General features: G+C 45.1%; 26 protein-coding genes and 2 pseudogenes. 11 read left to right on the top strand and 17 right to left on the bottom strand.

Annotation, left to right across the window (positions count from 1 at the left end; translation table 11 throughout):
• Positions 1-15: 15 nt before the first annotated feature.
• A complete protein-coding gene (locus tag DQG23_RS04145) occupies positions 16-726 on the bottom strand; it encodes an FAD-dependent oxidoreductase (RefSeq protein WP_113029502.1) in 711 nt (236 codons plus the stop codon).
• 344 nt (positions 727-1,070) lie between these two features.
• On the opposite strand from DQG23_RS04145, the gene DQG23_RS04140 reads away from it, so the two are divergent.
• From DQG23_RS04140 to DQG23_RS04125, 4 genes are all read left to right on the top strand, one after another.
• Positions 1,071-1,517: a hypothetical protein gene (locus DQG23_RS04140; RefSeq protein ID WP_113029501.1), complete on the top strand. Its 447-nt coding sequence runs from the start codon at positions 1,071-1,073 to the stop codon at positions 1,515-1,517.
• Position 1,518: 1 nt separating this feature from the next.
• Positions 1,519-1,737 (top strand): helix-turn-helix transcriptional regulator, encoded by a 219-nt coding sequence (locus tag DQG23_RS04135; RefSeq protein ID WP_113029500.1) that lies wholly within the window; start codon positions 1,519-1,521, stop codon positions 1,735-1,737.
• A gap of 92 nt (positions 1,738-1,829) precedes the next feature.
• A complete protein-coding gene (locus DQG23_RS04130) occupies positions 1,830-2,528 on the top strand; it encodes a DUF4386 domain-containing protein (protein WP_113029499.1) in 699 nt (232 codons plus the stop codon).
• Between the two features lie 18 nt (positions 2,529-2,546).
• Positions 2,547-3,167 carry a class I SAM-dependent methyltransferase gene (locus tag DQG23_RS04125; RefSeq protein ID WP_113029498.1) on the top strand — a complete coding sequence of 207 codons (621 nt, stop codon included), beginning with the start codon at positions 2,547-2,549 and terminating at the stop codon, positions 3,165-3,167.
• A gap of 154 nt (positions 3,168-3,321) precedes the next feature.
• Here the strand turns inward: DQG23_RS04125 and DQG23_RS04120 are convergent, their stop codons facing one another.
• Positions 3,322-3,621, bottom strand: a complete 300-nt coding sequence (locus DQG23_RS04120) for an NUDIX hydrolase (RefSeq protein WP_113029497.1) — start codon at positions 3,619-3,621, stop codon at positions 3,322-3,324.
• Positions 3,622-3,853: 232 nt separating this feature from the next.
• Between DQG23_RS04120 and DQG23_RS04115 the strand changes: the two genes are divergently transcribed.
• From DQG23_RS04115 to DQG23_RS04100, 4 genes are read left to right on the top strand one after another with little or no spacing between them, the layout of a single operon-like run.
• Positions 3,854-4,771 (top strand): ATP-binding cassette domain-containing protein, encoded by a 918-nt coding sequence (locus DQG23_RS04115; protein ID WP_113029496.1) that lies wholly within the window; start codon positions 3,854-3,856, stop codon positions 4,769-4,771.
• Positions 4,764-5,543 (top strand): ABC transporter permease, encoded by a 780-nt coding sequence (locus tag DQG23_RS04110; protein WP_113029495.1) that lies wholly within the window; start codon positions 4,764-4,766, stop codon positions 5,541-5,543. The genes DQG23_RS04115 and DQG23_RS04110 overlap by 8 nt, the downstream gene beginning before the upstream one ends.
• A 28-nt stretch (positions 5,544-5,571) precedes the next feature.
• A complete protein-coding gene (locus DQG23_RS04105) occupies positions 5,572-6,225 on the top strand; it encodes a response regulator transcription factor (RefSeq protein WP_238177728.1) in 654 nt (217 codons plus the stop codon).
• Between the two features lie 18 nt (positions 6,226-6,243).
• Positions 6,244-7,146 carry a sensor histidine kinase gene (locus DQG23_RS04100; protein ID WP_113029493.1) on the top strand — a complete coding sequence of 301 codons (903 nt, stop codon included), beginning with the start codon at positions 6,244-6,246 and terminating at the stop codon, positions 7,144-7,146.
• Between the two features lie 349 nt (positions 7,147-7,495).
• Here DQG23_RS04100 and DQG23_RS04090 read toward each other — a convergent pair whose 3' ends face one another.
• On the bottom strand, positions 7,496-8,047 hold the full coding sequence (locus DQG23_RS04090; RefSeq protein WP_113029491.1) for a hypothetical protein: 552 nt from the start codon (positions 8,045-8,047) through the stop codon (positions 7,496-7,498).
• Between the two features lie 1,061 nt (positions 8,048-9,108).
• On the opposite strand from DQG23_RS04090, the gene DQG23_RS04080 reads away from it, so the two are divergent.
• The gene (locus DQG23_RS04080) at positions 9,109-10,515 is read left to right on the top strand and encodes an MATE family efflux transporter (RefSeq protein ID WP_113029489.1); all 1,407 of its coding nucleotides are present in this window, start codon (positions 9,109-9,111) and stop codon (positions 10,513-10,515) included.
• Positions 10,516-10,984: 469 nt separating this feature from the next.
• Here the strand turns inward: DQG23_RS04080 and DQG23_RS04075 are convergent, their stop codons facing one another.
• The 9 genes from DQG23_RS04075 to DQG23_RS04040 form a co-directional block, all read right to left on the bottom strand.
• Positions 10,985-11,863, bottom strand: coding sequence for an EamA family transporter (locus DQG23_RS04075; protein WP_113029582.1), 879 nt, complete (start codon positions 11,861-11,863; stop codon positions 10,985-10,987).
• Positions 11,864-12,274: 411 nt separating this feature from the next.
• Positions 12,275-12,661, bottom strand: a complete 387-nt coding sequence (locus DQG23_RS04070; RefSeq protein ID WP_113029488.1) for an Imm1 family immunity protein — start codon at positions 12,659-12,661, stop codon at positions 12,275-12,277.
• 48 nt (positions 12,662-12,709) lie between these two features.
• Entirely contained in the window at positions 12,710-13,930 is a 1,221-nt protein-coding gene (locus DQG23_RS04065) for a hypothetical protein (RefSeq protein WP_113029487.1), read from the bottom strand.
• Positions 13,931-14,187: 257 nt separating this feature from the next.
• Complete coding sequence (locus DQG23_RS04060) at positions 14,188-14,718, bottom strand: cyclase family protein (RefSeq protein ID WP_113029486.1); 531 nt, start codon at positions 14,716-14,718, stop codon at positions 14,188-14,190.
• Between the two features lie 177 nt (positions 14,719-14,895).
• The gene (locus DQG23_RS04055) at positions 14,896-15,261 is read right to left on the bottom strand and encodes a GntR family transcriptional regulator (RefSeq protein ID WP_113029485.1); all 366 of its coding nucleotides are present in this window, start codon (positions 15,259-15,261) and stop codon (positions 14,896-14,898) included.
• Complete coding sequence (locus DQG23_RS04050; RefSeq protein ID WP_113029484.1) at positions 15,261-15,914, bottom strand: ABC-2 transporter permease; 654 nt, start codon at positions 15,912-15,914, stop codon at positions 15,261-15,263. The genes DQG23_RS04055 and DQG23_RS04050 overlap by 1 nt, the downstream gene beginning before the upstream one ends.
• On the bottom strand, positions 15,907-16,761 hold the full coding sequence (locus tag DQG23_RS04045; protein ID WP_113029483.1) for an ABC transporter ATP-binding protein: 855 nt from the start codon (positions 16,759-16,761) through the stop codon (positions 15,907-15,909). Before DQG23_RS04045 ends, DQG23_RS04050 begins: the two co-directional genes overlap by 8 nt.
• A 79-nt stretch (positions 16,762-16,840) precedes the next feature.
• Positions 16,841-17,179, bottom strand: a complete 339-nt coding sequence (locus tag DQG23_RS43690; RefSeq protein WP_420330193.1) for a DUF6444 domain-containing protein — start codon at positions 17,177-17,179, stop codon at positions 16,841-16,843.
• Positions 17,180-17,489: 310 nt separating this feature from the next.
• The gene (locus DQG23_RS04040; RefSeq protein WP_113029482.1) at positions 17,490-19,271 is read right to left on the bottom strand and encodes an ABC transporter ATP-binding protein; all 1,782 of its coding nucleotides are present in this window, start codon (positions 19,269-19,271) and stop codon (positions 17,490-17,492) included.
• A 327-nt stretch (positions 19,272-19,598) separates the two neighbouring features.
• On the opposite strand from DQG23_RS04040, the gene DQG23_RS04035 reads away from it, so the two are divergent.
• Together DQG23_RS04035 and DQG23_RS04030 are read left to right on the top strand one after the other, a co-directional pair.
• Entirely contained in the window at positions 19,599-20,087 is a 489-nt protein-coding gene (locus DQG23_RS04035) for a hypothetical protein (protein WP_113029481.1), read from the top strand.
• A gap of 618 nt (positions 20,088-20,705) precedes the next feature.
• Positions 20,706-20,972 (top strand): annotated as a pseudogene (locus DQG23_RS04030) (LysR family transcriptional regulator); the annotation flags it as partial.
• Here DQG23_RS04030 and DQG23_RS04025 read toward each other — a convergent pair.
• The 5 genes and pseudogenes from DQG23_RS04025 to DQG23_RS04005 form a co-directional block, all read right to left on the bottom strand.
• Positions 20,951-21,250, bottom strand: a pseudogene (locus DQG23_RS04025) (acetyl-CoA hydrolase/transferase C-terminal domain-containing protein); the annotation flags it as partial. The pseudogenes DQG23_RS04030 and DQG23_RS04025 overlap by 22 nt on opposite strands.
• A 149-nt stretch (positions 21,251-21,399) precedes the next feature.
• Entirely contained in the window at positions 21,400-22,110 is a 711-nt protein-coding gene (locus DQG23_RS04020) for an RNA-guided endonuclease InsQ/TnpB family protein (protein ID WP_238177744.1), read from the bottom strand.
• Positions 22,111-22,488: 378 nt separating this feature from the next.
• Positions 22,489-23,097, bottom strand: coding sequence for a class I SAM-dependent methyltransferase (locus DQG23_RS04015; protein ID WP_113029479.1), 609 nt, complete (start codon positions 23,095-23,097; stop codon positions 22,489-22,491).
• Positions 23,098-23,245: 148 nt separating this feature from the next.
• Positions 23,246-24,418, bottom strand: coding sequence for an FAD-dependent monooxygenase (locus DQG23_RS04010; RefSeq protein ID WP_113029478.1), 1,173 nt, complete (start codon positions 24,416-24,418; stop codon positions 23,246-23,248).
• A 296-nt stretch (positions 24,419-24,714) separates the two neighbouring features.
• Positions 24,715-26,058: a Gfo/Idh/MocA family protein gene (locus DQG23_RS04005; RefSeq protein WP_113029477.1), complete on the bottom strand. Its 1,344-nt coding sequence runs from the start codon at positions 26,056-26,058 to the stop codon at positions 24,715-24,717.
• Positions 26,059-26,078: the final 20 nt, after the last annotated feature.

Genomic DNA, 26,078 nt, shown 5'->3' with positions numbered 1-26,078 from the left:
TATTATTCCAACACCTTAACTAATACCAAAAAAGGAATCCTTTTTGATATTTTGTTTTGAAATATTTTGATTTTGTAAATGGCTAGAAATTGAATCTACCATAGACTTCGATCCTGCTATAAAGTATTTGCCATTGTTTTTATATAAGGCGTTAAACTTATCCATTTCCTGTTGTAAGTCATCTCTTGAATCAAGATAAGAGACACTTATCGATGTGTTGTTGGCGATTTCATCAAGTTCATCTTTGTAGATATATGACTTTTTGCCATCATAATAGAGTAGTTTTCTTTGTTTCTCGTCTCGTTTCCCTTCCGCCTCTAATTGTTTAAGGATCGACCGAAACGGTGTAATTCCAATTCCGCCTGCGATCAGAAGCGAAGGACTGTTATCTTTCAGGTAAAAAGATCCTACAGGCCCACTCATCTTAACTTTCATTCCCTGTTTTAATTCTAATAACGCTTTCTTGAAATCGCTTGGGTCACCGCTGATTCGCGTCGTTATTTTCACAATATTCTCTGAAGGAGCAGATGCGATACTAAATGGTTTTGTAGAATTTTTTATGCGCTTATGCGTAATGTTAAACAAGCCATATTGCCCTGCTTTCCAGGTTAAATCTTTCTCTTTTTCAAATAAAAACGAATATACATCTTCCGATTCTTTGTGGCTTTCTAAAAATGATAGTTCTCTCTTCTTAAATATGGAGAATAAATCTTGAAAAAAACTCATTTCCCCCATCCTCCTATTAAAATTTTCAAACCGCTCACTTATCTGAACCCGTTTACCTTTTCTATAAAACGAGGATTTACACTTGTCAAAATGGCTAACGACTAATTGGACACCATTTAGTGACGTTTTTATTTTAGGTCACCATTTGGTGTCGTGTCAACAACATTTTTACGGATCGCCTCATTTATGGATAAACAAGCTTCTGCACCTCTGGATCATGTATTTAACGTGACTGCGCCTATTCCTGTGAACAACCCTATGTAAAATATACTTGACATATGATCCGGTATTCATTACATTATGTATAGTTTTATTTACATTTTGTTATTTATTGGGAGGTCATTATGTCCTATCAAGAAAAAAAGGTTTTCGTTTCCATCATCAGCAGTATACTCATCTTTACGCTCTACAGTTTATACGCGATAAATAATGCCGAGGAAGGCAGCATCACATCGGCCAGCGACTTCAGTTTCTGGGGTTCCTTCATTCTGGTGCTGCTGCCGGTGTCGATCGTAGCTAAAATTATCATTCATATCGGGTTTGTTATCTTCAATAAAATCGCCACGAACGAAGATGAGCCTTCTTTTGAAGATGAGTTTGATAAGATTATCGAACTGAAGGCGGACCGGATTTCGCTTTATGTGTTTTTCCTCGGGTTTCTATTATCCATGGTTCCGCTCGCTACGGATCTTCCCACTTACCTAACGTTTCTTTTGTTGATCTTCTTCGGTTTTTTATCCGATCTAATGGGACGTATCGCTCAATTATACTTCTACAAAAAAGGGGTTTGACATGGGGAAGGATGCGATCAGCAATCATATACGGAATCTCCGCTTTCATCATAACGAAATGACCCAGCAGCAATTAGCGGATAAGGCTGGGGTCACCCGACAAACGATTGTAGCTATCGAGAAGGGAAATTATTCCCCTTCATTGGAGTTGGCTTTTCGCATCGCGCGTGTGTTCGGAAAGTCCATCGAAGAGGTTTTTCAATATGAGGATAAGCAATAAAAAGCGGTTGAAACTAGGGAGTGAAAATTGCCCTCTTCATCCGCACATCCCGCAAACTTCCGCGAAAGATAGGTACGATAAGGAGGTTATTTTTGTTGATGAAGATTACAAATTCAGGTAGAAGGTCTGCAGTAATGACCGGAGTGTTATTATTAGCCGGTTTGGTTACAGGCGTGTTTAGTGTAGTCCCTGTTATAGATGGTACAGACTACCTTGTCAAGGCTTCTACAAATGAAAACCAGGTACTGGCAGGTGCGTTTTTTCAGTTGTTAATGGTTGTTCCATATGTTGGTATTCCTATTGTGATGTATCCGATATTAAGCAAGCATAATAAAAGGTTGGCTCTTGGATCTGCCGCATTCGGTATCATCGCGGGTGTGTTCATTATTATCGGTGTAATCATTCTTCTGTTGCTGTTGACATTAAGCCTCGAGTTTGCAAAAGCTGGACCTCCAAACGGTTCGAATTTTCAGATCCTGGGCGAATTGTTACGGGTAGGACGTGATTTAGTGAACCATGTGGCGACGACACTGGCTTTTGTTTTGGCTATGTTGTTGTTTACCTGCATCTTTTACCAAACAAAATTAGTTCCACGTTGGTTGTCCGTTTCGGGTCTTATTGGATCTACATTGTCCATATTGGCAAGCTTATTATTTATGATTCGCTTCATCGGTCTGGATGCAACTTACATGATGTTGAACATGCCGATAGCCTTTCAACAATTGGTGTTGGCTATATGGCTCATCTTCAAAGGATTCAACGATCGGGCGGAAAAGGATTTTGTATCTTAGAAAGAAGGTGTAACTGAAATGAAGAAATCAGAACGTTTTTGGGACAAAACGGCAAGTAAATATGATCAAGTAGAGATGAAGGATGAACAAACTTACATCAACATAATAAAAAGAACGAAAACGCATCTCAATATGAGCGACATTGTTTTGGATTATGGCTGCGGGACTGGATTGATAGCTAATGAAATTGCAGAATACGTGAAAGAAATTCATGCGATTGATATCTCTTCTAATATGATTGAAATTGCAGAAAAAAAGGCAAAAGAGCGAAACATTGCGAATATAAGCTATGCCCACTCAACCATTTTTGATGAAAGGTTTAAGAAAGGCTCATTGGATGTCATCCTAGTCTTTCACGTTCTGCATTTGTTGGAGGATGAACATATCGTTCTACGAAGAATGAATGAACTGTTGAAACCAGGAGGATTATTGATTTCCGCAACGCCATGCATAGGAGAAAAGCTATTTCTAAAAAGTTTGTTATTCCTTGCAGGTAAAGTTGGTTTAGTGCCGTATACAAAATCATTTAAAATGCGATATTTAGTTGATACCATTGGGGAAAGCGATTTTACTAATGTCGAATCGGATTGCTTGAAGAAAAGTTCTCAGGAGTATTTTATAGTCGCTAGGAAGATTTGATTTGTTACTTAGGAGCCGTTTCCTGGTACGGTTCACCGCGCTGCTCTCACTCTGACTCAGTACTTTTTCTCATAAGTATTTTATTAGAAAATCTTTATCCTCCGGGTATGCATGTTTAGCTCCAACTATTTGTTCTAACGATAACCAGCCAATATTATATATTTAATCCATCCGGGTCATTGATATTGGCATCGCCACCGATAAGCTTTACTTCGAAATAATGGGTTTGATAGTGAATTCCTCCCTCCGCTTGTCCTTCCTTAATGAAGAGATTTTTAATTATTTGTACATCATACCCTGTTTCTTCTTTTACTTCTCTAATGCAACAATCCTCTAAGCTTTCATTTTCTTGTAATCCGCCCGATGGAACGGCCCATTCTACTAAATCCTTACCCTGAATCATCAAAATCCGGTTTTTGTCATCCAAACAAACAGCTGCACTTCCAATCCACATCGATGATTCCTCCTTTTTGACTCCTGTTAAGTCTTATCGTTATCAGAATGGATGTATGTAAATGTATTCTCCCATAAATAACCATAGGGATGTGTGACATATTATTGAAATCATCCCCCCCTCTCGGAGCGGTTTCATTTCTTTATACTTTTTTTACACTTTTCCAGTCTCATTATTTATACCGGCCGTTTATCCTATAAGCATTCATATAAACTTCGAAAGGATGAGATGAGTGGCAGAAACGATTTTGAAAGCAACCAATATTTCAAAAATATATGGGAAACACAAAGCGCTCCATAAAGTATCCATCGAAATTAAACGAGGCATGATTTACGGCCTGATCGGGGAAAACGGTGCGGGCAAATCGACTTTTATGCGCGCCGTTATGGGATTAATTACGATTAACGAGGGTGACATCGAGCTGTTCGGAGAGACGGGGATGAAGGGCTTGCAGCGTGCGCGCAGAAAAATGGGACAATCCATTGAAACGCCGGCACTGTATCCGGATTTGACGGCTCGAGAAAATCTCCGAGTACAAGCGGCAAACGGCGGCGTGAGCAATCGGGAGATTAACGATTTACTTCGCTTGATGAGCCTCGAGCATACAGGCAGCAAAAAAGCGAAGAATTTCTCGCTGGGCATGCGCCAAAGGCTGGCGATCGCCTCCACCCTTATTACAAATCCGGAGTTCTTAATTCTGGACGAACCGACTAACGGCCTTGATCCTTCTGGCATTGTGGAAATGCGGGAAATCATTCAACGTTTGGTAACGGAACGCGGAATCACCGTCTTGCTTTCCAGTCACCTGCTTGATGAGCTTTCTCAGGTCGCTACGCATTACGGCATTTTGCATGATGGCAGGCTGATCAGCGAATTTTCTCGGGAGAAGCTGGCAAGTGAATCTCGTCAATACATTGAATTAGAAACAACCGAGGTTCAAGCGGCAGTCGTCGTCCTTGATGAATTAGGGATACGGAATTATGATGTCGTCTCCGGAAATGAAATGAGGATCTACGAACGCTTAAACGATGTCGCGGCAATCAATCGATCGTTAGTTTTAGCTGACGTGAAGGTGATGCGTATTGGTACGACCAGACAAAAACTCGAGGATTATTTCTTGCAGGTAACGGGAGGAACCGATCATGCTTAATCTTTTGGCTGCCGAGAAAATTAAATTGCTTCGAAGCAAAAAGCTTTGGATTGTCCTGGGCATTTTATTGCTTCTTCCGATCTTGCAAGCGGCAAACAGTCAATTAGTCGTTCATTATGGAGAAGAGCTCGTCCAATCCATTGATACCGTCATTAATGGAGCGACGGGCATTCTGATGATGGAGAAAAACGGATTGACGGTTTTACTTGTAATTTGCGTTTTTATCAGTTTCTTTATTGGGGACGAATTTCAAAATGGAACGATTCGCAATGCGTTGTCGCTAGGCCGCAGCCGTACTCATTTTTATTTATCCAAGCTTACAGCATCCGCACTGCTTACGTTAATTGGCGCCATCGTCTTAACCACGTTTGGGATGATCAGCTACTCCATAACGTTCGGCTTCGGCGAAATTGCCGAGATAAACCATTACTTCAGCTATGCTGTAAAAACGTTTATCACTCTGTACTTGTTGATACTGGCTAACGTGTCGATTTATGTCATGCTGAGCTTTCTAACCAAAAACAGCGGCGTCTCTATGGTTTGGAGTTTTGTTTACACCATTGGGACAGGCTTCGGCGCTCCGGTTTTCCAACAAACTGAACATTTTAAACAGATCACATACTGGTTTGCGGAAGCTTTCCTGTTCTATTCCGATTTCGCGAATCCGGCGGATATCGCCAGATATCCCGAGATGATGTTAGTCAGTTTCATCACCATTGTGCTATCATCAATTATCGGAATTCTTCTGTTCACAAGAACGGACATAAAGTAGGTCGATCAATATGGCGGCGATTTTGATCATGGAAGACGATAGTTCCATTCATTCGCTCTTGAAGGAAGCATTGGAGTTGCATGGCTTTCGTACGCTAAGCGCATACTCCGGTACGGAAGGAAAATTGTTATTCGAACAACAGCAGGTGGATCTCGTTCTGTTGGATTTAATGCTGCCGGGGATGGATGGCGAACAATTCCTCCGGGATATTAGGCTTCGTTCCTCTATTCCCGTCATCGTCATCTCGGCCAAAACCGATCAACATTCGAAATTGGAGCTTTTGACGAACGGAGCGGACGATTACATCACAAAACCGTTCGATGTGAAGGAGCTGATTGCGCGAATACATATACAATTACGTCATGTAACATACGCTCCAGTCAGCAATCGGAAAGAAATGCATTATAAAAATATCCGCATAAATGTCGACACGCGCGAAGTGTTCGTCAATGACCGCCCTGTCCATCTGACTGGACGGGAATACGCAATTCTTCAGCTGTTTCTAGACCATCCGCATAAGGTATTCAGCCGAGCCAATATATATGAAAGCGTCTGGCAGGAGCCTTTTGGGGACGGCGACAAAACGATCAATATGCACATCAGTAATTTACGCAATAAGATTAACATCGATGACCGGAACTACATTAAAACGGTTTGGGGCATAGGCTTTAAATTTGAGTGACGAGGGAGCGTGCATGCGATGTGGGGATGGCTGTTTGGTTTCCTGGCATTGACGCTTCTTCTTTATCTCTTCTTCTTGAAGCGGGAGCTGCGAAAGCTAACGTATAAGGCCAAGGAAATACCGATTAGCGCCGGTTACGGCAGTAAGCTGTATGTCGATTTTCGCGAGAAGTCCCTCATGCAGCTGGTCGATGAATTAAACCAAATGATCGAAGCTTTTGAGCAAAAAAATCGTCAGGCCAAGCAGATGGAAGAAAACGTGAGACTGTCCATCGCCGGGTTATCTCATGATTTGCGGACACCGCTCACGTCCATCCACGGATATATTCAGCTCTTGCATGCGACCGCGGATGAAACGAAGAAGGTGCAATACTTAACCATCATCGAACACTCTGTCCGGCGTCTGATGGAAATGGCCGACCGCTTTTACGACCTGGCCCGTATTGAAACGAACCAAAAGGAAATCGTATTGTCTTCACTATCCCTCTCCAGTTTGGTTGAGGAAACTTTCTTGTCCTTCTATGAGCAGTTTGAAGAAAAGAAGATTGAACTTCAGTTCCCCGAGCAAGCCGTAAACACGCCAATCATTGCCGATTCCGTAATGCTTGTCCGCGTGATCCAAAACATCGTGCAAAACATGCTTCGTTATGCCGATAGCAAAGCTATCGTCCGCTATGAGCCGGATGATCGCTATTTGTTATTCAGCGTTAGCAATGACATCAAGCCGGGTAGTAAAGTCGCGATAGAAAAAGTATTCGAACGCTTCTATACGGAGGATGCAAGCAGAACAAATACCGAATCCAGCGGCCTAGGCCTCTATTTGTCCAAAAAGCTTGTAGAAAAAATGAACGGAAAAATGAATGCGCGAATGAAGGATAATTGGTTCATTCTCGAAATCCATTTTGCCGTCCACCGAATTTAAAAATAATGGATTGCGCTATATACCCGCTTCCAAACCCTTAGACTAATAATTAGAAAAAAAATATAAAAACGAAGCATACTACACTGGTTATTCTTAAACGGATGTGGCAATCGCAATGACATGCCTGCCGCCCGCCTCCACGGGCACATGCCAGTGGGCGCGTGCTCTACATAGGCGCCGATCTCTGCTTGCCCATCAATCGTAATCGCCTTGACGCGCCAAAGATCCAGCGGTGGAACAAGCGTTGCCGCGACGCCGTTCGGCAACGAGATGCTGGCCGTGAAGCCGGACCCCGCTCGCTCCCAGCGCAGCGATACCGGCCCTTTAACGGTCATGACGCTCCATAAGATTATCCATAAACTGCAAATCGTATAATCTTGGAAAAACAATTTGATGAAAGAATATTTTCATTTAGCTCTTGCATTGTTTTTATCAATTCCTTGGATTTTGTAATAAGTTCTTTTTCAAAATCTCCCCAGAAAATTTTCTCATAGATAATTTCTTCTCTTCTTGCATTAATAAAAAGTTCTCTATCAGTTCGAATTATTGGACCATCTTTTAATTCAAGATTTAGCTGACTAACGACAAGTTCATTTCCTTCTTGTATGAACTCAAGCCAAGTCCATGAATTTTCAATATATTTTAACGCGGCGTAGCAGTTTTTTTGAAGTTGGTAATACACATCAATTAGAAAATTAAAGTGAGTCAAAATTAACTCAGAATAGACGCGTTTGGTCTCTAATCGCATTTCAGAAGATGGATACGGCAGATATTCAATTCCATATACGATAATGGTAAAACAGCCGTAAATTTGATTATATTCTTTGTTAAAAGTCTTTAGGTCAATTAAACGAAACTCATCGACGTCATCTTCAAATATTTCATATTTAATTTCAAACATCAGAAATCACTCCGAACTATATTCGATTCAAATTAATTATGTATGTAGAAAAGACAATTCTTATTTTTCAATTAAAGATTCGAGTGAATTCGTAACATTACAGTTGTTGCAACGATATGCATATGTTCTTATTATTCGTTCAGTCTGAAAATTGGCTGTTTTTCCATCGAAATCATTATCAACGAAAGCTTTGCTCCCAGTTGTACATTTTTTCTTATTAAAAAGGAAATATTTGATTTCCTTCCAAGTAAGTGTCACTTCAATTTTTTTACCTCCAAAATTAAAATTCGTTATCATATTATCACAACCTTAGGAAACAAATTTGTACTATCTAATTAGGGACGCTTTGGTCCGATTTTAACTCTTTTTTTTCTGTTTTTATCAAATAAAATCGCAATAATTAAACTGAAAAAGCTAACAAGTAGCGGCAAGAATATAAGACTATCTTTCATGAAAAATAGAGGGATTTCTATATTGAAAATTTTACATATTATTATTCCTCCGAACCAAAGGCCACTTAAAAAAAACAAGCATATTCCGATCTTTGAAATCAGGGGCAGTTCCTTAAATTCTTGAAGTGTTTTTATTTCGTAAGTTATTTTCATTATCCACCCGGCTTTCGGTTCTGAATTAATGTTCCCGTTAGCTGTATCACACTTGAGTTTTTCGACGATATCCTTCTTCAAGGATTTGTTTGAGGCTCGATCCGGTCAAAAAAACGCATTAGCACCACAGAAGGAAGTCCGTGATTCTCTGGATGATCAATACTTAATAGACTCAATGTTCTCTCCCCCTCAATCGTGATTCCATGTTATGTAAATCACTTGATTAGTTCGCCAGAATAATGCAAATCCCTTTTGACCCGGTGCAAACATTAGTGTGTACACAACCCGTTCAACATCTGGACAGGAGTCGCAAAATAATTTCCCACCCTATTCCATTTAATGCTTTTCAATTTCCCCTTCCGTGTTGACTTCGTTTCAACAATTACGCATGATAGTAGTTAATGATTCAATACCATTCTTTCCGCAAGACAACCACATCCAAAGAAGAGATGACTTATGCCGAACCCGAACCAGCTGCAACAAATCCGTTTTAAGCAAAAAGCCGTTGCGTATTTGAACAAATATTTTACCGGGGAATCGATCGACTACAAACAAATCATCGCGATCATCATCCCGATATTCGTAGATCAGGCTTTTATTATCGTGATGAGCCTGCTGAACACCGCTATGGTCAGCTCCTCCGGAGTGGCCGCAGTCAGTGCGGTGAGTATGGTCGATTCGCTTAATATTTTTATTATGAACGTCTTTGTCGCGATCGCGACGGGCGGTACCGTGATCGTAGCGCAGTACAAGGGCGGCGGCAATCCGGATAGGATGAACGCGGCTGCCTCGCAGGCCATTTCGGCAGTTACAATCGTATCCGTGTTGACATGCCTGCTGATGATTTCCTTTCATGGACCGGCCTTGAATTTTCTATTCGGAATTGCGGAAGCCGATGTTCTGCACTATGCGAAAATTTATTTGATCGCAAACTGCATCTCTTACCCGTTCTACGGAATCTATCAAGCAGTGACCGGCGTTTTAAGGGGTGTCTCCGACACCAAAGCGAGCTTGGCCTTGTCGCTGATCATGAATCTAACGCACTTCGTGCTGAATCTGATCTTGATCATTTTCTTCGATATGGGAGTCATCGGCTTAGCGATCTCCTTGATCGCAGCCCGTGTATTGGGAATGGCGTCCGCCCTGCTTTATCTGGTCAAATACAATCATACTTTACGCTTTCGGATCCGCAACGCGCTTACGCTCCAGTTCTCCATCTTGAAAAAGATTCTGTTCATCGGCATTCCTTTTGCCGCGGAACAGATGTTTTTCAGCGGGGGCAAGCTGCTTACGCAAACGTTTATCGTCCAATTCGGCACGCTTGCGATAACAGCGAATGCGATCGGCAACTCGATCTCATTGTTATTTCAGGTCGGCGGTGCGGCGCTCAGCATCTCGATCGTGACCGTTGTCGGCCAGTGTATCGGACGGAAAAACGTCGAGGACGCCAGGAAATTCATCCGGTCGTTCCTTTGGCTTTCCTCGATCTTTTTTGTGGCCGTTGGAGCCTTACTGCTTCCGTTGTTTCCATTTCTCGTCCGCTTGTTCTCTCCGCCGGAAGAAATTATTCCGACGATCTTCATTCTGATCTTGCTGCTTGCGGTCTCCGAGATTTTTTTGTGGTCCGCCAGCTTTATTCTGCCGTCCGCTTTACGCGCGGCGGGAGATTCGAAATATACGTCGATCGCTTCCTTGTTGTCAATGTGGCTGTTCCGCATCGTGCTCGGCTACATCCTGGGCGTTACGCTTAACTTCGGCTTAATCGGGGTATGGTCGGCTATGGTCGCCGAGTGGGGGGTACGCAGCTTTATTTTCTACAGGCGGTTTAAAGGCGACAAATGGTATAAACATAAATTGATTTAGAAGATAAGTTCATCCGCAAACGGATGGACTTATCTTCGTTTTTGGATTAGCGGACGCCCTTCCTTACGCATACCCGCTTCCCCGCGACATCATTTTCGTTTCATCCCGGACTGAACAACGTATACCGTTAAGAGGGCGACGAATAGCAAAAACCCTTACCCAGTACAAACCAGCCTCTCATCAAGAGGCTATCTTTCCTGGTAAGGGTTCTTCATTTACTCAGCTATCCGCTCTTTCGTTCAAGCAGTTACAAAGATCGGCGAAATCCGCTTTACTTCGTGGGGGTATTTTTACTCTTAGCGAATATTTAAAAGGCCATCCTTGTGAGACAGCCTCTTACGTCATCGGAGATCCAGTATAATCTTGTAAATGACTTGCTGATTCATTTCGATCGCTCATTACTTTGCCGTTAATTGCGATATATGCCCATTATCCTGCCTGTTTTTCCGCAACCAAAATCCTCTAAGTATCATATCACACTTCTCGAACGCGTGATGTTGCCCGCTACGATTCCTCCCAAAATGAGGGCAACCCCGAACCATTGCGACAAGCTCACATGCTCATACAAGACCAGCGAAGACATGGTTACGGCTACCGGAAGCTCGGCTGCAGCCAAAATGGTACCGAGTCCCGGTCCGATATGCGGCATTCCGATTGAAAACAAAAGCGGCGGCAAAACGACCCCGAATATGCCTAGAAGCAATCCGTAGGGAGCAACGCCCGTCAAAACTGGCAGATCGAACAGAAACAAAGGCGGGAACAATATAAAAACAACGATCAGACCGCCGGTTGAAAGAAGTGCGCTTTTCAGAAGGGGCGGCGTTTCTCTCCCGACCGAACTGCTAAGATAAATGAAAGTCGTAAACGTCAGAGCCGAAAGCAGCGCCCAAACCGTTCCTTCCCATGCCGGCACGATTCCTTTGTCCGAAACCAGGCTTGCAGCCAGAACGGAGCCGACAAGCAGAATGGCGATTGAAAGCATTTTTCCGATGGACGGCTTTTTCTTATGAAAGACCCGCTCAAAAAGCGTGCCGATCCAAACGAATTGGAATAAAAAAATGATTGCCATCGAGGCATGTAGGGTTTGCAGCGATTGATAATAAAACACGCCGGTTAGACCGAAAGGAATTCCGGATAATAGCAGTTTGCCTGCCTGCTTGAACGCGATCGACCTTCTTTTTGTAAACAAAACAAGCAGCCAGATCAGCAAAGTTCCGAACAAATATTGGCCGCCCGTTACTTCTGTCGCCGAATAACCTGACTCGTAAGCCAGCTTCACAAATGTCGACAACACCCCGTAACAGCAGCCTCCCAAAAAAACAAACCATGCATAATGCCAAGCTTTCACGATGATCAACCCTTTCTCTGAACAAGGATAACAGGCCTCGCCGTCCTAAACGCTTTCGAAGAAAGCGGCTTCGCAAGCATAAGTTTAGTGACAAGCGCGTTTACCGAGAATTAGAGCCGCTTCCTCGATATACATGCTGAAAAATTAAAAAAACCACGCAATTGTCCATCGACAATTGCGTGGCGAAAATAGAGCGTACTCTAGAAAAGTCCACGTCCGTAAAAATTTTAGTATTCAAGCTACATTCGAGTATAATACCGGGAAATCCCTTTGTCAATGAATCAACGATCGATCAATCCTTTGGGGATGGGAGTTCTCGCCAGGAGCAGGTTGTACGCTTCATCACAAACTACCCGCAAGTTGCGACTCTAGCATAAGGGCAGCGAGCATTATGGCTTTCTTCTCCGCTCCTTATTTTTCAATCATTTCCCAGTGCAGCTCCGTAGATGAATCCGCCAATAAATGAAGGAGCGCAGTTTCAACAAGCTCAAGGCTTACGACGTACTTCTGCGGAAATTCACAGGCTTGGCCGCCTACTGTAAGCTCGATAAACTCATCATCTTCCTCCGGTGTGCTGAGAAGGTTGTGAATCGTAGTGCCTGTCTCGACTGTAACAATGAACTCGTTACTGCCGCCGCCGATCATGATGGTGTTCTCCATGTGCCGGATCGTAACCTGACTGCGTGTGAAGCCGTCCATCCGCCGAATGACTTCCATGCACTTATCAAACGATGCATGAGAATACTCGGTTGTGTCAGCCGCCGCTCCTTTTCGCTGTTCCTCATAAATGGTGATCACCGGTCAACACTCCTTTGCGAATGCATCCTTACAAATATCTCATTTCATTCAGTAATCGCGCGCTGCATCGAACCATTGTTGAGCCATCTCTTCCGGTATAGGCTGGCCGATCAGGTTGTCGGACTGGCTTAGCTGCCATACCGCTTCACCAAGGTCCTCTCGTTCCGTGGTTTCGATACCCTTAAGGGTATTGAAGCGAACGGTGAATGCGGTGATGGCTGCCTCGGCATCTGTAAAGCTGCGGGCCTGGGCCAATGCCGTCTGTGCAACGTCGTAAGCTTCGTTAGCCGGCTTGGCCAGTCGTTTAGGCCAGGAAGAGAATGGGCGGCCGTACTCGGTCGTCCACCACTCAGGCTTTCGCAATTGGCTTACGGAAGCATGTCCGCTCCATGGGCGAACGTTAGCCCTTGTTTTCATTTGCTGCTTTAGGCGCTTGCCCGATACCTCTTCCACATTGTAGGCAATAATTCTGTCAAGCAGCGGCCACGCGTTCAAGGGTGGCAAGTCGCCCAGATCAGGCATAAAGCGCAGTTCCAGATTCGTTAGCCGGTCTTGTCGAACCAACAAGTCCAAATCGCAGAAGTTCCCCCACAAACTCAGTGAATTAAGATTTGGGAACCGGTTTAGACACTCCAGCGAGATGGGCTGTCCAAGCGGCGCGTTACTGAGCGTCAGGTTCGTCACCTGATGCAGCTCACCCAGGTCAGGCAGCAAGTACGGATCATCAGTCTTACGTCGGCTGGTCCGCGGCGCAAGCGTCAGAGAATACGGCATATCGCCGGCGGCAGAGAAACGTGATAGATCGCCGGACACACTCAGACGGAAATATTCAAAGAACTGCTTCTTCGGAAGCTTAATTTGCAAACGGCTCTCAGACTTGTCCAGCTTGATGGACAAGCCATGCAAAATGGACTTGCTGGCGTCCGCTACCGTGTCTGCAGACAGGCTCGGAACCCAAGTCATCTCTTCAATGGGGCGTTTCTGCGCCCAGTCGAAGAAACTTGCGTCACTGCCTGTATAGTACAGAAATCGCGGCCAGGGCGAGCCTGCCGGAGTGGCAAAGGCATCAAGTACGGTCCAATCGATGTGCGTTTCAGTCGCGACGTGAAGATCTGCCTTCTTCCCCAATTGCGACGGTCCGATGGAGAGGCTGCCCACACCGGGTTCAATAACAAGAGTGTGACTGCGAGGACCTGTCAGGTCGATCGGATAACGACCAGCTTCTCTAATAGAACCGGCAGGCGGACGAGCTTGGTTACCATTAGACATTTCTATCATCCTTTCTTCTAAATACCTGCGTAATACTTTCTTGTTTCCCGCATATTGGCACTTTGGATCTAAAAAACAACTTGACACGCCTAAAAAAACACCTCTTCGTTCGGTAAAGCGAGAGTGTCGAAGTCACGCACTACCACACAGAAGAGGTACCTTCCTATGTTAGAACATTAATTAGATCTGTATCTACTGCCAAATGAACTAAAGATTCATCTACCTCAACGCTGTACTGAAATGTGTGTCTTCAGTCTTCAGTCTTCAGTTTCCACCACCGCAACGGCCCGTACCGGGGATCCGTCGCCACAGACGATGCGCAGAGGAAATCCGTAAAACATGAAGTCGGTTCCTCCGGGAAGACGTTCCAAACCATGCAGCCCCGTGTACGTCACAATTCCGATACCCAACAACGCCCTCTCCAGTTCTTCGGACAGTTCGCCCCCCACGAACGGCGGTCGCAGCGCAGCCAATCGTTCAAAGCTTTCTAGTCCGACGGATTCGGCAAAAAACAGACCCCGGCCTTGCGGCCAAGTCGGGTCTTCGCTCCGTGCTAAGCGCGATGCTCCGAAAAACCGTTCCAATGGCAGCTCATCCAAGGTCGCGGCACCGGGGTGCATGTGTGAAGGCGCGTCTACATGTGTTCCGGTATGAGTACCCATCGAAAGCTGACGCAGCTCCCAGGTATGGCTCTCGTAGGTGTGCGTTATCTTGACTTTTACCTCCGGATCGCCGGGATAAACGGGAATTCCGTCGGCAATCGGCAACGACAAATCGATCACTCTCACTCAGGCATCTCCTTTCCTGCAAACTGATCTCCTAATATCTCTTTCGTTTGAGTTGAACTCTCGTACCCGATTTCGTTCAATCTCTTGGATACACTCCGAGAGTTCTTCCTTTTTCCGCAAGCGGCGTTAGTGCCGCACCGCATATATCGAACGTCAAAGGATGTTATGGAGGTGCTGTTAGTATACTTTTTTCAAAAGCTCGATAACTTCATCTAGGGAGAGACCAAAGGATTTGTAGTATGAAGTGTCGCTAACCATTTGCTTCATAATCATTTCGTTGCGTATTCGAAGCATCTCATCGGACGAAAATTCGGCTACAAAACAACCTTTACCGGTTATTGTATTTATCAAACCGCTTCGTTCGAGTTCTTCCCAAGCTTTCTTTACGGTGATGACGCTAACACGAAGCTCCAGAGCTGCTTGTCGAATCGGCGGCAAGCAATAACCGCTTTCTAACTCGCCTTTCAAAATTTGTGCGCCGATTTGTTCAAAAAGCTGCTGATAAATCGGTTTTTCCGAGGTGTTTGAAATTGCTACGTTCATCATATCTCCACTTTTAGGAATCGTTTGATTGCAATTCGATAAGCCATCATGGTGAATCCAATAAATATCACAATTCCTGCGATCAGTATGGATGTTTGAAGCGCCAAATTGTCAGCGCCGGTTCCGTTGAATATGTCATATACATCAGAATCCCGGATTCCCAACCATTGAGCAGCTCCTGCAAAAATCATAGCGGCCGCTATACCTGCAGTCGTCGCCCCGCCATATTTATATGCCGTCTTGTAATACAAGGATATAAAAATCAGGTTGAAGATCGCAAGCATGACAAAGCAGAGTCCCCAAAAACCCAAATGCGGTGCGAAGAAATAGTAAATCATATTCGGGTATAGGCGAAGCGTTATCATGCCATAGATCATCGCAATCACTATATGCAATAATTCCATGATGACAATAACGGACACCCTCGCCTTCACCATGTCTTTTTTGGTGACCGGCATCATCGAGGTAAAGATCAAATCGTTCTGAGTTCTAAATCCGGCAAACATGTACGGTATCGTTAACCAGCAAAAATACAGAGGGACTAGAAAATATAACCAAGCGGGAACTAACATTAAGGCGCCTGTTAAAAGAGGCAAGACGAAAAACATAGGATTCACTCCTAGTTTTAAATCCTTTACCACTAAGTTATACATGCACACCCTCCTTTTTCGCGAAGTAAATCATAATTTCCTCGAGGCTCGGCGTGGTTGCTTTCATATCGAAAGTCGGATCGAAGTCTGAGGCGCGAATCAACCCCGTAAAGCCGAAAGCATTTATTTTGTAGGAAATTAAGCGTTCTTTCACCTGGTTTAACTGACCTTCATTTCCATGAATTAAGCGATATGACTCTATAAATGCATCCTTCTCAGAACTGTTTATGATTGTTCCGTTATCGATAAACGTAATAAAATCCGCGCATTTCTCCAAGTCAGATGTAATGTGCGTAGAGAAAAGAATGCTGATTTCGCCATCGATTACGAGTTCTTGAAAAACATCCAGAAGATCGTCTCTAGCAACCGGATCGAGTCCGCTGGTCGGTTCATCTAGGACGAGAAGTTTTGCGCCATGGGATAAAGCAAGGGCCAAATTATACTTAACTTTCATTCCCGTTGACAATTCGGCAATTTTTTTGTTTTCATCCAATTTGAACCTTCTCAGATAGCTGTAGTAGGTTTCGTTATCCCAATTCGTATAAAATTTTTTAAACACACCGGTCAACGTTTTCAATTTGCTTCTCGTGTAAAAGTCGGTGCCACCGAATGCATAGCCGATTTCCTGCTTTAATTCGATTTCGTGTTCGGCAATGTTTTTGCCCAAAATACGTACCTCGCCGCTATCGATATGAATCATATTCAGGATCGATTTTATTGTGGTTGTTTTTCCTGCGCCATTTGCACCGATAAATCCCATAATATAGCCCTTTTCCAGTTGAATCGACACATCTTTTAACTGAAAATTTTGATACTGCTTATTGATATTTCTAACGTCCAATGCGAACATACCGTACCTCCTCGTTAAATTGTGTATGTTGTGTATGCACAATATATCACAAGGAGTTTATAGCGTCAATTGCTCGTTACTACTTACGTAGCACTAAATTGAAACCGACCGCGAAGAACGGAAACGAGTGATTCGTGCAAAGGGAGGGATTGTTTGAGCAGTGTAAGCTTTCCCCGTATTGAACAGGTGCTTTAACTGCGCTGGGAAAATCGGCTCTTTGTAGGGTGTGACAACAAGGACAGCGCTTCTCTTCGGCGCGATGCTCGGTGTTGATGAGCGGAGCCAGAGGCAAGTCAAGCACTTGCCTTTTGTCACTCGAGGGTGGTTTGCTGCTGTTGTTGCTATTTTGACCGATCTGGCGTTCTAGTTCCTGTACGCGATGTTGGAGTTTCTTGATTTGCCGCGCTTGCGTTTCCACAATTTCGGTTAACTTTCGTTTTGGCCCAGGAGCACGGAAATAAAGCCAGCAATCTCGGGATCTCCTTTGCTAATGTGTAGTACCTGTTTAGATGTTAGCTTCATTGTACGCGCTCCTTCCGCAAAATCTGATAAGAGAATACTTCTACATCGCGTACTAAAAATCCTTAAAAATCAGAAAAAAATCTCCCCAGAATTTCAGGGAGACGTAGGTAGTAACGGTTGCAACAAAAGTATTATATTGCCTGTCATGATTCATTTTTTCCAACATTACTCGAAAATCTGCTTCATCCACATCCTGTTGACCGAATCTACGAACTTTTCATTTGATAGAAATAGCCTTGCTTGGCCATTAGCTCATCGTAAGTGCCCACCTCAACGATTCGGCCCTTTTTCATGACGACGATGCGATCAACATTACGAACGGTTGATAAACGATGAGCTACGATAAATGTTGTTCTCCCTTGTATTAATTGCTCCATCGCTTGTTGCACATGCTTTTCTGAAATATTATCTAGAGCAGAAGTAGCTTCATCCAGCACAATGATTTTCGGGTTTCTGACTAACGCTCGCGCAATTGCAATGCGTTGCTTTTGACCGCCCGATAACTTCCCACCATGTTCACCGATCGACGTATCCATTCCCTCAGGTAGATCTCGAACAACGTCTTGTAGATTGGCCATCCATACCGCTTGTTGCAACCGCTCATCGGAAACATCATCTAAACCATAAGTAATATTCTCACGAATTGTACCAGAGAATAAAATATTGTTCTGCAACACAATCGCCAATGATTGACGGTAGTCCTTCATACTAAGTTCCGACATCGGCACACCATCAATTAGAATTTGACCCTTCTGCGGCTTGTAAAAACCAATGATCAGATTCAAAATGGTGGATTTCCCCGCACCAGATTCCCCTACAATGCCGATTTTCTCTCCTGAACGGACATGGAGCGAAAATTTTTCAACTGCATGCTTCTCAGAATCCTCATAACGAAAATAAACTTCATTAAACTGAAAATCGCCTTGAACAGCATCCAGCTTTCTTTCCCCGTTATACGCTTCCAAATTATCGGAATTTAGTACTTCAGAAACAGAATACAAGGATTCGAAGCCCTTCATTAAATTCGGATAAATATTCATAATTTGCGACACATAGCCAACCATCATCGTGAAAAAGCCTTGATACATCATAATATCGCCAATCTTCATATAGCCCATGTAAGCAAGACCCGCCGTAAAAAACAGACACACCACCTGAAAAAACTGAAAAAACACCCAACCAAGTGCGCCAAACTTTGCTTCAATAGCATCTATTCGAAGCCCTGCGATTCGTATGCCTTCTAGTGCATGATCTACCTTTTTGATTTCGTTCTCTTCTAATCCATGTGCACGTGTTACCGGAATCATCTCGACAGTTTCAGAAACTTCCCCCGACATTTTCTCAATATTAGTACGCAATTCCCGATTATACTTTGTGATTTTCGCGCGATAAAAACGAACTAAAACAACCGCAATGGGAACTAAAAAGACAAAGAAGACCGCAACATACCAACTGTATACTAGGGTTAACGCAGTAATTGCAACTAGATTGATACAAGCTGGCAAAACCGAGAGAATGATTTGTCTAGATAAAAAATCAACCTGCTCGACATCACGCAGTACCTTCGATTGAATTTTGCCCGCATTAAGATCACCGTGATAGCTGAGCGATAATTTCTGAAGTTTGCGGATGAGCGTACTTCTTAAACCGGCTTCTACATGCCGAACCGCACTGCTCATGTAGCGAATATACATCACATGTGTAGGCACATTCAGTGCTGTAACCAAGATGATGATAATCAAATTCGACCAAAAATATGCCATTGAATACTTATCAGGGTATGTAATGATGTTGATTATATTTGCAGTAACAATAGGTAATAACCAGAGAGGGGACGTGCGTAATATGAAAAATATGAATGCTAATGAAAGTTTCTTCCAATTACGAATATGTAAGCGGGCTAATAAGTGAAGCGGCTTGGTTCGACTACCAGAGGATATTTCAAAAGCGTTCATGTAATCCAGCGAATCTACAGACTTTTTCTCCATCTTGTATTCCCCCATTTCTAAGCGATGAAAGTATAGGACGATTCTGCTTGATCAGCGTAGATATAACGCTACGTATTCGCAATAGTGCTTCGAAGTCCAGCAATTTTCTAATCACCATTGCTGATTGTATTCACATCCTGCGGTGTTAACTTCATGGCCATCCACCTCGCATAAAAGTTGATACTGACTACTTCTACTCGAGGTATTCAAATTCCTTTAATTGGCTTTAACACGTTTTTTTTCTTTTCAAGTAGATTTTTACCGATTTCCTTACCGTCTTGTCCTGCATTATATGAAAGGATGAAAGAATACGGGAGGCGTACTAGAATGGCGGTTATTTTCAAACAAGTGGGGGGAACGGCTATTTTCTCCGCGGATGCCGAAGTCAAGACTAAAGACGGCGTTTTGGAGGTTAGTTTTGTGGAAACCCAGCGTATACCGAAAGGCAATTTGAACGGAGTGCTGCAGATTTCCTTGAACGGCAATCCTTTGGTTATCTCCTCGGGCAGCACGCGGTCGAAATCGAATGGCGGCAAATCAAAATGCATCAGGCGGCAATTTCTTGTCTACGACGGCAACAAGGTCAATGAACTGAACGAGGCACTGGCTCTGGCCTTTGGCAAGCTGAGAAAAGAGCTGGTCTCGTTCGACAAGAGAAAAGCGGTTATGCTAAGACTGCCTTGCTTTCTTAGGGTCCCTTTATGCCGACTAGCGGAATCCCAATATATCGTTGCATGCAGGCTCAGGGGCAGGCCCGCACTGGAATGCTTGCGGGAAGCGGAAGCCATCTACAACAACTGCAAAGGCAATTGCTAATTTGCAGCCCCCTGCTAACTTCAAAGCTTAAACGTTATGATAAAATTGAGAATTGAGTCTTCACTCCGTTTCGTATGCTCGAACAATCATACATCCGAATCCGTTCAAACTCTTCGTTATTCATGCAAATACCCAGCTAATACCCGCAATAATTCGCGATTGAGCGGAATGATCGAGGAAACTTCGCCGGTTTTTCGGTAAGTCATACGAAACCCCATTTTTCTAGTGTAGTGCGAATTGAAATCTCTCGTATCGTGCAGTTTCTCGCGATACTCCCGCCCCGCTAGATAAGCAGCTCCACCGCGAGCTCTCCTGGCACCGTTTCATTACCCTCCAACGAGGAATCAAACTACATAAAAAGCGATCTCTCAATTGAAATTGGGAGGGCGTCGCGATGGCGCCAGAATTAGACGAAACGTGTTCCACGGGAGGGCGATGAGACGCAGCAGTTCAATCAATCACTTAGATCGGCCTAAAAACTAGAAAGGTTACTAGAGGTGTCGGACTGGCGTTCGATTATCCCAATAACTCTACCCTTCACGACAGTATGTTATAATACTCTCAAGAACATAAAGAAACTGAGGCGTCAAAATGTAATTTCGACAACTGGAATACTTTATGACATTAAGTAAAGAGCTGCACTTTACCCGAGCTGCAGAAAAATTGCATATTTCACAGCCGACATTAAGTCATCAAATCAAAGCGCTTGAAAATGAAATTGGCGCGCTGCTCTTTGATCGTCTTGGTAAAAAAATATCTTTAACGGAAGCCGGTAAAATATTATATGGGCAAAGCTTGAATATTTTTCGGGCGATTGAAAATACGAAGCTGCAAATCAATGATTTAGAAATGATTAAGCGCGGTTCTTTAACAATCGGCGCCTTGCCTGTCGAGCTAATCAACTCTACGCGTTCTTTCGGTGCCAACCCTCGTAAATCCGCAATTCCTTGCTCCGTTACGATCACATCAACGTCATGCTCCGTATGGTCACGGTGTGAAACCATAGGCACCACGGATGAAATCGCTCCGCCTTTGGCGTAAGATTTCGTTACGAAAATGCCTAGACGCGTATTTTGGGTAAAGTCTCCCGAGCCGCCGATTCCGTTCATCATATTCGTTCCTAATACATGCGTGGAATTAACATTTCCGTAAATATCAACTTCTCAACTTCAGACCCAAGTGAAGCCCCCGTATAAACATCTACTGTGACATGCTCCCACCACTTATAGAAGTGGGGGCTTCCCAGGACCTACCTGCAATCGCAGCTATCCTTACTGGGCTATCCCCGCCAGCCCGGCGGTTCTCTCTCGCTCTATGCAAGTCCTAACAGGCACAACCCTTCGGCTCTTATGTTTCCGGCTGCATTCTCATCCCTTTGATGGATACCGCCGCAGCCCTCACATACCCAGACGCGTTCCTTCAGCGTCAATGTCTTGTTGATCTTGTAGCATGCTCCACAGCGTTTGCTGGATGGAAACCATTTGTCGATCCGAACAAAACGCTTTCCTCGCTCGGCCATTTTGTAGCCTAGGAACGTCCTGAACAGCCCATTACCGTTATCCATCGTTGCTTTTCCGAGGGATAACGCTTGCGACATGGCTTTCATATTCAAGTCTTCCACGACGACGGCCTCCCAGGTTTCGGCTAGCTGCCTGCTCAATTTGTGCAGGAAATCTTTCCTCTGATTGGATACTTTCTCATGGAGACGGACGACCCGCAGTTTTTGTTTATTCCAGTTTGAACCGCCCTTTTTTCTTCGGGAGAGCACCCGCTGTTCGCTCTTCAGCCGAACCTCCATTTTGCGGAAGTACTTCGGATAATTGGCAGCTGTATTCGTGTGGTCGATGTAGAGCCCCTTCGAGCTATAGTCTAATCCCAAAACCTTGTTAGGCTGGGGGACGATCGGTTTTACATCTATCTCGTAATGGGTCAAAATGGAGATGTGATAACTTCCGCCTGAATTGCGGCTGATCGTGGCCGATTTGATGGTATGGCCATTCGGAATTTGGCGATGGAGCTTGATCCGGATCTCGCCGATCTTCGGGATGCGGACATGTTTGCTATCGGCCGTGATACGTATGGTGCCCTTCTGATTGTTGNATGTTTGCTATCGGCCGTGATACGTATGGTGCCCTTCTGATTGTTGGTCGTGTAGCTCTGCACCGGATTTTTCCGGCTCTTGAACTTCGGATACCCGTTACGCTTGTCTCGAAAGAAACGGTATTATTTCTATAATAATAATAGATGATCTTAATGATACAACGTATAGCTAGCACTAAAAAAGCCGCATGATATGCGACTTTTGCTGAGTTCATATACTTGTGTCACCCGACAGATGTCGTTAGGCGGTTATGTCCGAGATGCTTGCGTCCGAATACGTGCATCTCCCCAGCCTTGTTATTTATAATTTTTGAAATATAGCGTGGCTTCCTCTTATATCTATTTGTTTATACCATTTGGGCAATTCGCCAATCAATGTAGTCGGTCCGGGCCAGCTTGGAACGTCATCAAAAATGATAAATCCGCCTGAAGCAACAAACGGACTCCAAAACTCAAAATCTTGTTTTACCGATAAATAATCATGTGCTGCATCAATATATAATAAGCCAATCTTTCGAGTCAAAGGCCATCTACGCGAAGCCTCGATACTGTCCTGCCTAATCGGTTCGATATAATCTATGAAATTCAACTTTGTCATATTATCAATAAATTCATCATATAATTGATCTTCGGCATAATACCCTTTCAAATAACTTTGAAGCTCAGGCGTTATTTTCCATTTATCAACAGCGTACACACGACCTCCATTTCGATCTTTAATAGCGGATGCCAAGCATGAAGTCGATCTCCCCTTCCATGAGCCTATTTCAACTACATTGGAAACCGGGGCAAGTAACGTATATCTGTACAGATTCTCGACTCCTTCATCCGATAACCACCCATCGATAGGCGTAATTAATTGCTTGATTTCATTAAGCCGAAATACAATTTGGTCTTCGGTTAAATTCATTTTTATTCTTCTCTCCCTAAATTTAATGATATAATTTATTCCAAAAAATTATTGCTGACAACTACAAACATCTATAGAGACTTTTAAACTGCTGATTTTTTTCTTGTTACTACGTACGAATTACAAGAATATATCCCTATCCCCATACCTACAACTCATACCCCAGCAGCCATCTCAAACGTTCAATTTGGATGCGGTCAGGCATCGCACGAAGCACGGTATTGCGAAAGCGGATCGCTGCCGGATGCTCCAACTGGACAAGACGTCCCATTCGACGTGACTGAAGTACTACACGGTTCGTGCGCGGCATTCGATGTCGTTCATAGGCAAGCAAAGATTTGGAAACATCGGAATGATGTTCTCTTAGGCAAGCGGCAAGTACAAACGAGTCCTCGATGGCCTGTGCTCCGCCTTGGCCAAGATTGGGAAGCATCGGATGAGCCGCATCGCCAAGCAGCGTCACGCATCCATCATGCCAAGTTGAAATCGGCTGACGGTCAAAAATATCATGGGCAAGCACTTTGTCTTCCTCTGTCGCTTCGATGACCGCTTCTATCGGGTCAAACCATCCCCGAAAATGCCGCAGCGCCGCAGCTTTGCGCTCGCTTGCCCGACCTAACGTCCCTTGAGGAGCATTGATCGCCGCAAACCAAAAAATGCGGTCCTGCCCAAGATGGGAAAATCCGAATCGTTTTCCGGGCCCCCAAGCCTCAAAGCCGCCTCCTGCAGCCATCGGATAGCGCTCGTCACGAAATACGGAAATGCCGCGAAGCGCCGTATAGCCCGAATAACGCAAGGGCGTGCTGCCGGTAAGACCTTCCCTCACGGTGGAATGGAGTCCGTCCGCGCCTATGAGCAAATCTCCTTCAACCTGGGTCCCGTCGGCGAATAATGTGGTGACTTTACCGTTATTTTGTTTCCAGCTTTCCAGCTTTTTGTTAAACTGCACGTCCGTGCCAGGAGCTAGACCTTCTTGAAGGATGGCTTGCAGTTCCGTCCGATGTATCAAATAACTAGGGCTGCCAAATTGCTCGGCTTGCTTTCGAACCGGCAGCCTCACGATCAGCTTCCCATCCCAGGTACGAATTTCCGCCATTCCGACCTCCTTCCCTTGCATTCGCACCCGCTCCGCAACACCTAGCTTATCGAGTGCCTTCATAGCATTGGCAGCCATAACAATTCCGGCTCCGCCTTCCGTACGTTCAGGCGCTTTCTCGAATACAACCGTTTCCCAGCCGACCTTTTGCAAAGCGATCGCAGCGCTAAGTCCTCCGATACCGGAACCTGCAATCAATGCTTTTTTGCGGATATGAGGATCCATTTCATGTTCTCCCTCTTTACTTGCTTTTTATGACTTAAGTCTTAGTAGTTAGCATGCACGCGCGTTATTGCCGCTCCTATACATTATTATAAAAACCACAGCGGCAAAAGAAAAACTGCAACAAACTCAAGGCAGAAAAAACCAAACAAAACCCGAAGCTAAGCTTGAGGTTTCGTTTGGTCCCCGAATCAATGCCTATTTACGGTCCCATTTCCTACAACCGCTGTTCGCCCGATATCGCAAGGCGTATTTCGTCGTATACCCATCGAGCTGTTCGTTCGCAGGACTTCCCATGCTTAAGACTCTAGGCGTTCAAGCGTCACCCAGACGCCTTCTTCCATTGCCTTGTCCGCTCCGAAACCGAGCAGATGCCCGTAAATCGAGTCGCCGATCGACGTTGTGGACAGCGAGGCAGCCTCACCTCGGCAGTAGCGGATGAAATCCTCGACCAGCCGCAGATCCCCACCGCCGTGCATATCCATCGACACGTTCAGATGCACCTGTTCTTCGGTGTATTCATGGCCGGCCCGGACATCCGGGTGGCGAATCGTGAAATACCCGTCTTCCATGACGCCGCTGATCTCGCCTTTCGTCCCGATGATATGCAACGTCCTGCAAGGCTTAGACGTATTGCCGATCAGCGTATGGGTCGCCGTGGATCCGTCTGCGAACTCGATCACGACGCACTGATGGTCAACCGCGTCGTTGTCGCTGCGCCAGACGCATCGTCCGTACGGATTGTCCGTCCGAAGCGACTCCAGCTTCTGCTCTGTAGTCGGTTCAGATCCCAAGTGCTCGATGGACCTCCACACATAGGTCCCCCACCGTGCTTGCTCGATATAATGCTTACGCGCCGAATAATCGCACTCCGCTTCGATCGGGCAGTCGGCGAGACAGCGCGTTCCTGATCCGGCAGGCGCCCGATCGCTGCGGAAAAAGCTCAACCCGCCGCTGCTGGTTACCCGAATTGGCGGGATCCCGCTTTTCAGCCATGTGATTAAATCCATGTCATGGCAGCATTTGGCCATCAGCATCGAGGAGCCGCCTTGCTCCTTGCTGCCCCACTTGCCACGGACGAAGGCGGCGGACATGTGGTGGTAGCTCACATGTTCGCCGGTCTGAATGTTCACGATATCGTCGATGACCCCTTCTGCGATCCGCTTGCGGATCTCTCGGTAATAAGGCGCGTACCGCAGAACATGGCAGATCATAACCTTCCGGTCATGGCGGCGGGCGGCGTCCAGCAGGACGAGTATCTCCTCCTTCGAAATGCCGATCGGCTTCTCGAGCAGGATATCGTAGCCTGCCTCCAAAAGCGGTAAGCTAGTCGGGACGTGCAGCGCATCCATCGTTCCATTGATTGCTGCGTCGGCGATCCGCCCATCTTCGAGGAGCGCGTCCAGACTGGCGTAACACCGGTTCGGCGCGACGCCGTGCAGGTCGGCCAGCCGATGGCATCTCAGCTCGTCAGGATCGACTACCGCGACAACCTGCAGCTCTTCCGGATGCGCGAGTCCGTAGGAGGCATAGGTCAAGCTGCGGTTGCCCGCCCCCACGATCACTACCTTAAGCGTTTGTTGAAATTGAGGTTGTTCCGGTTGTTGCGTATCTAGCACTCGTGGAGTGATTGTCTCTGCCATCGGTTTCTCCTGCCTTTATC

It is taken from the genome of Paenibacillus contaminans (genome assembly GCF_003285015.1).
GTDB classification, from domain to species: domain Bacteria; phylum Bacillota; class Bacilli; order Paenibacillales; family NBRC-103111; genus Paenibacillus_V; species Paenibacillus_V contaminans.
This window is presented reverse-complemented; position numbering and strand designations above follow the sequence as displayed.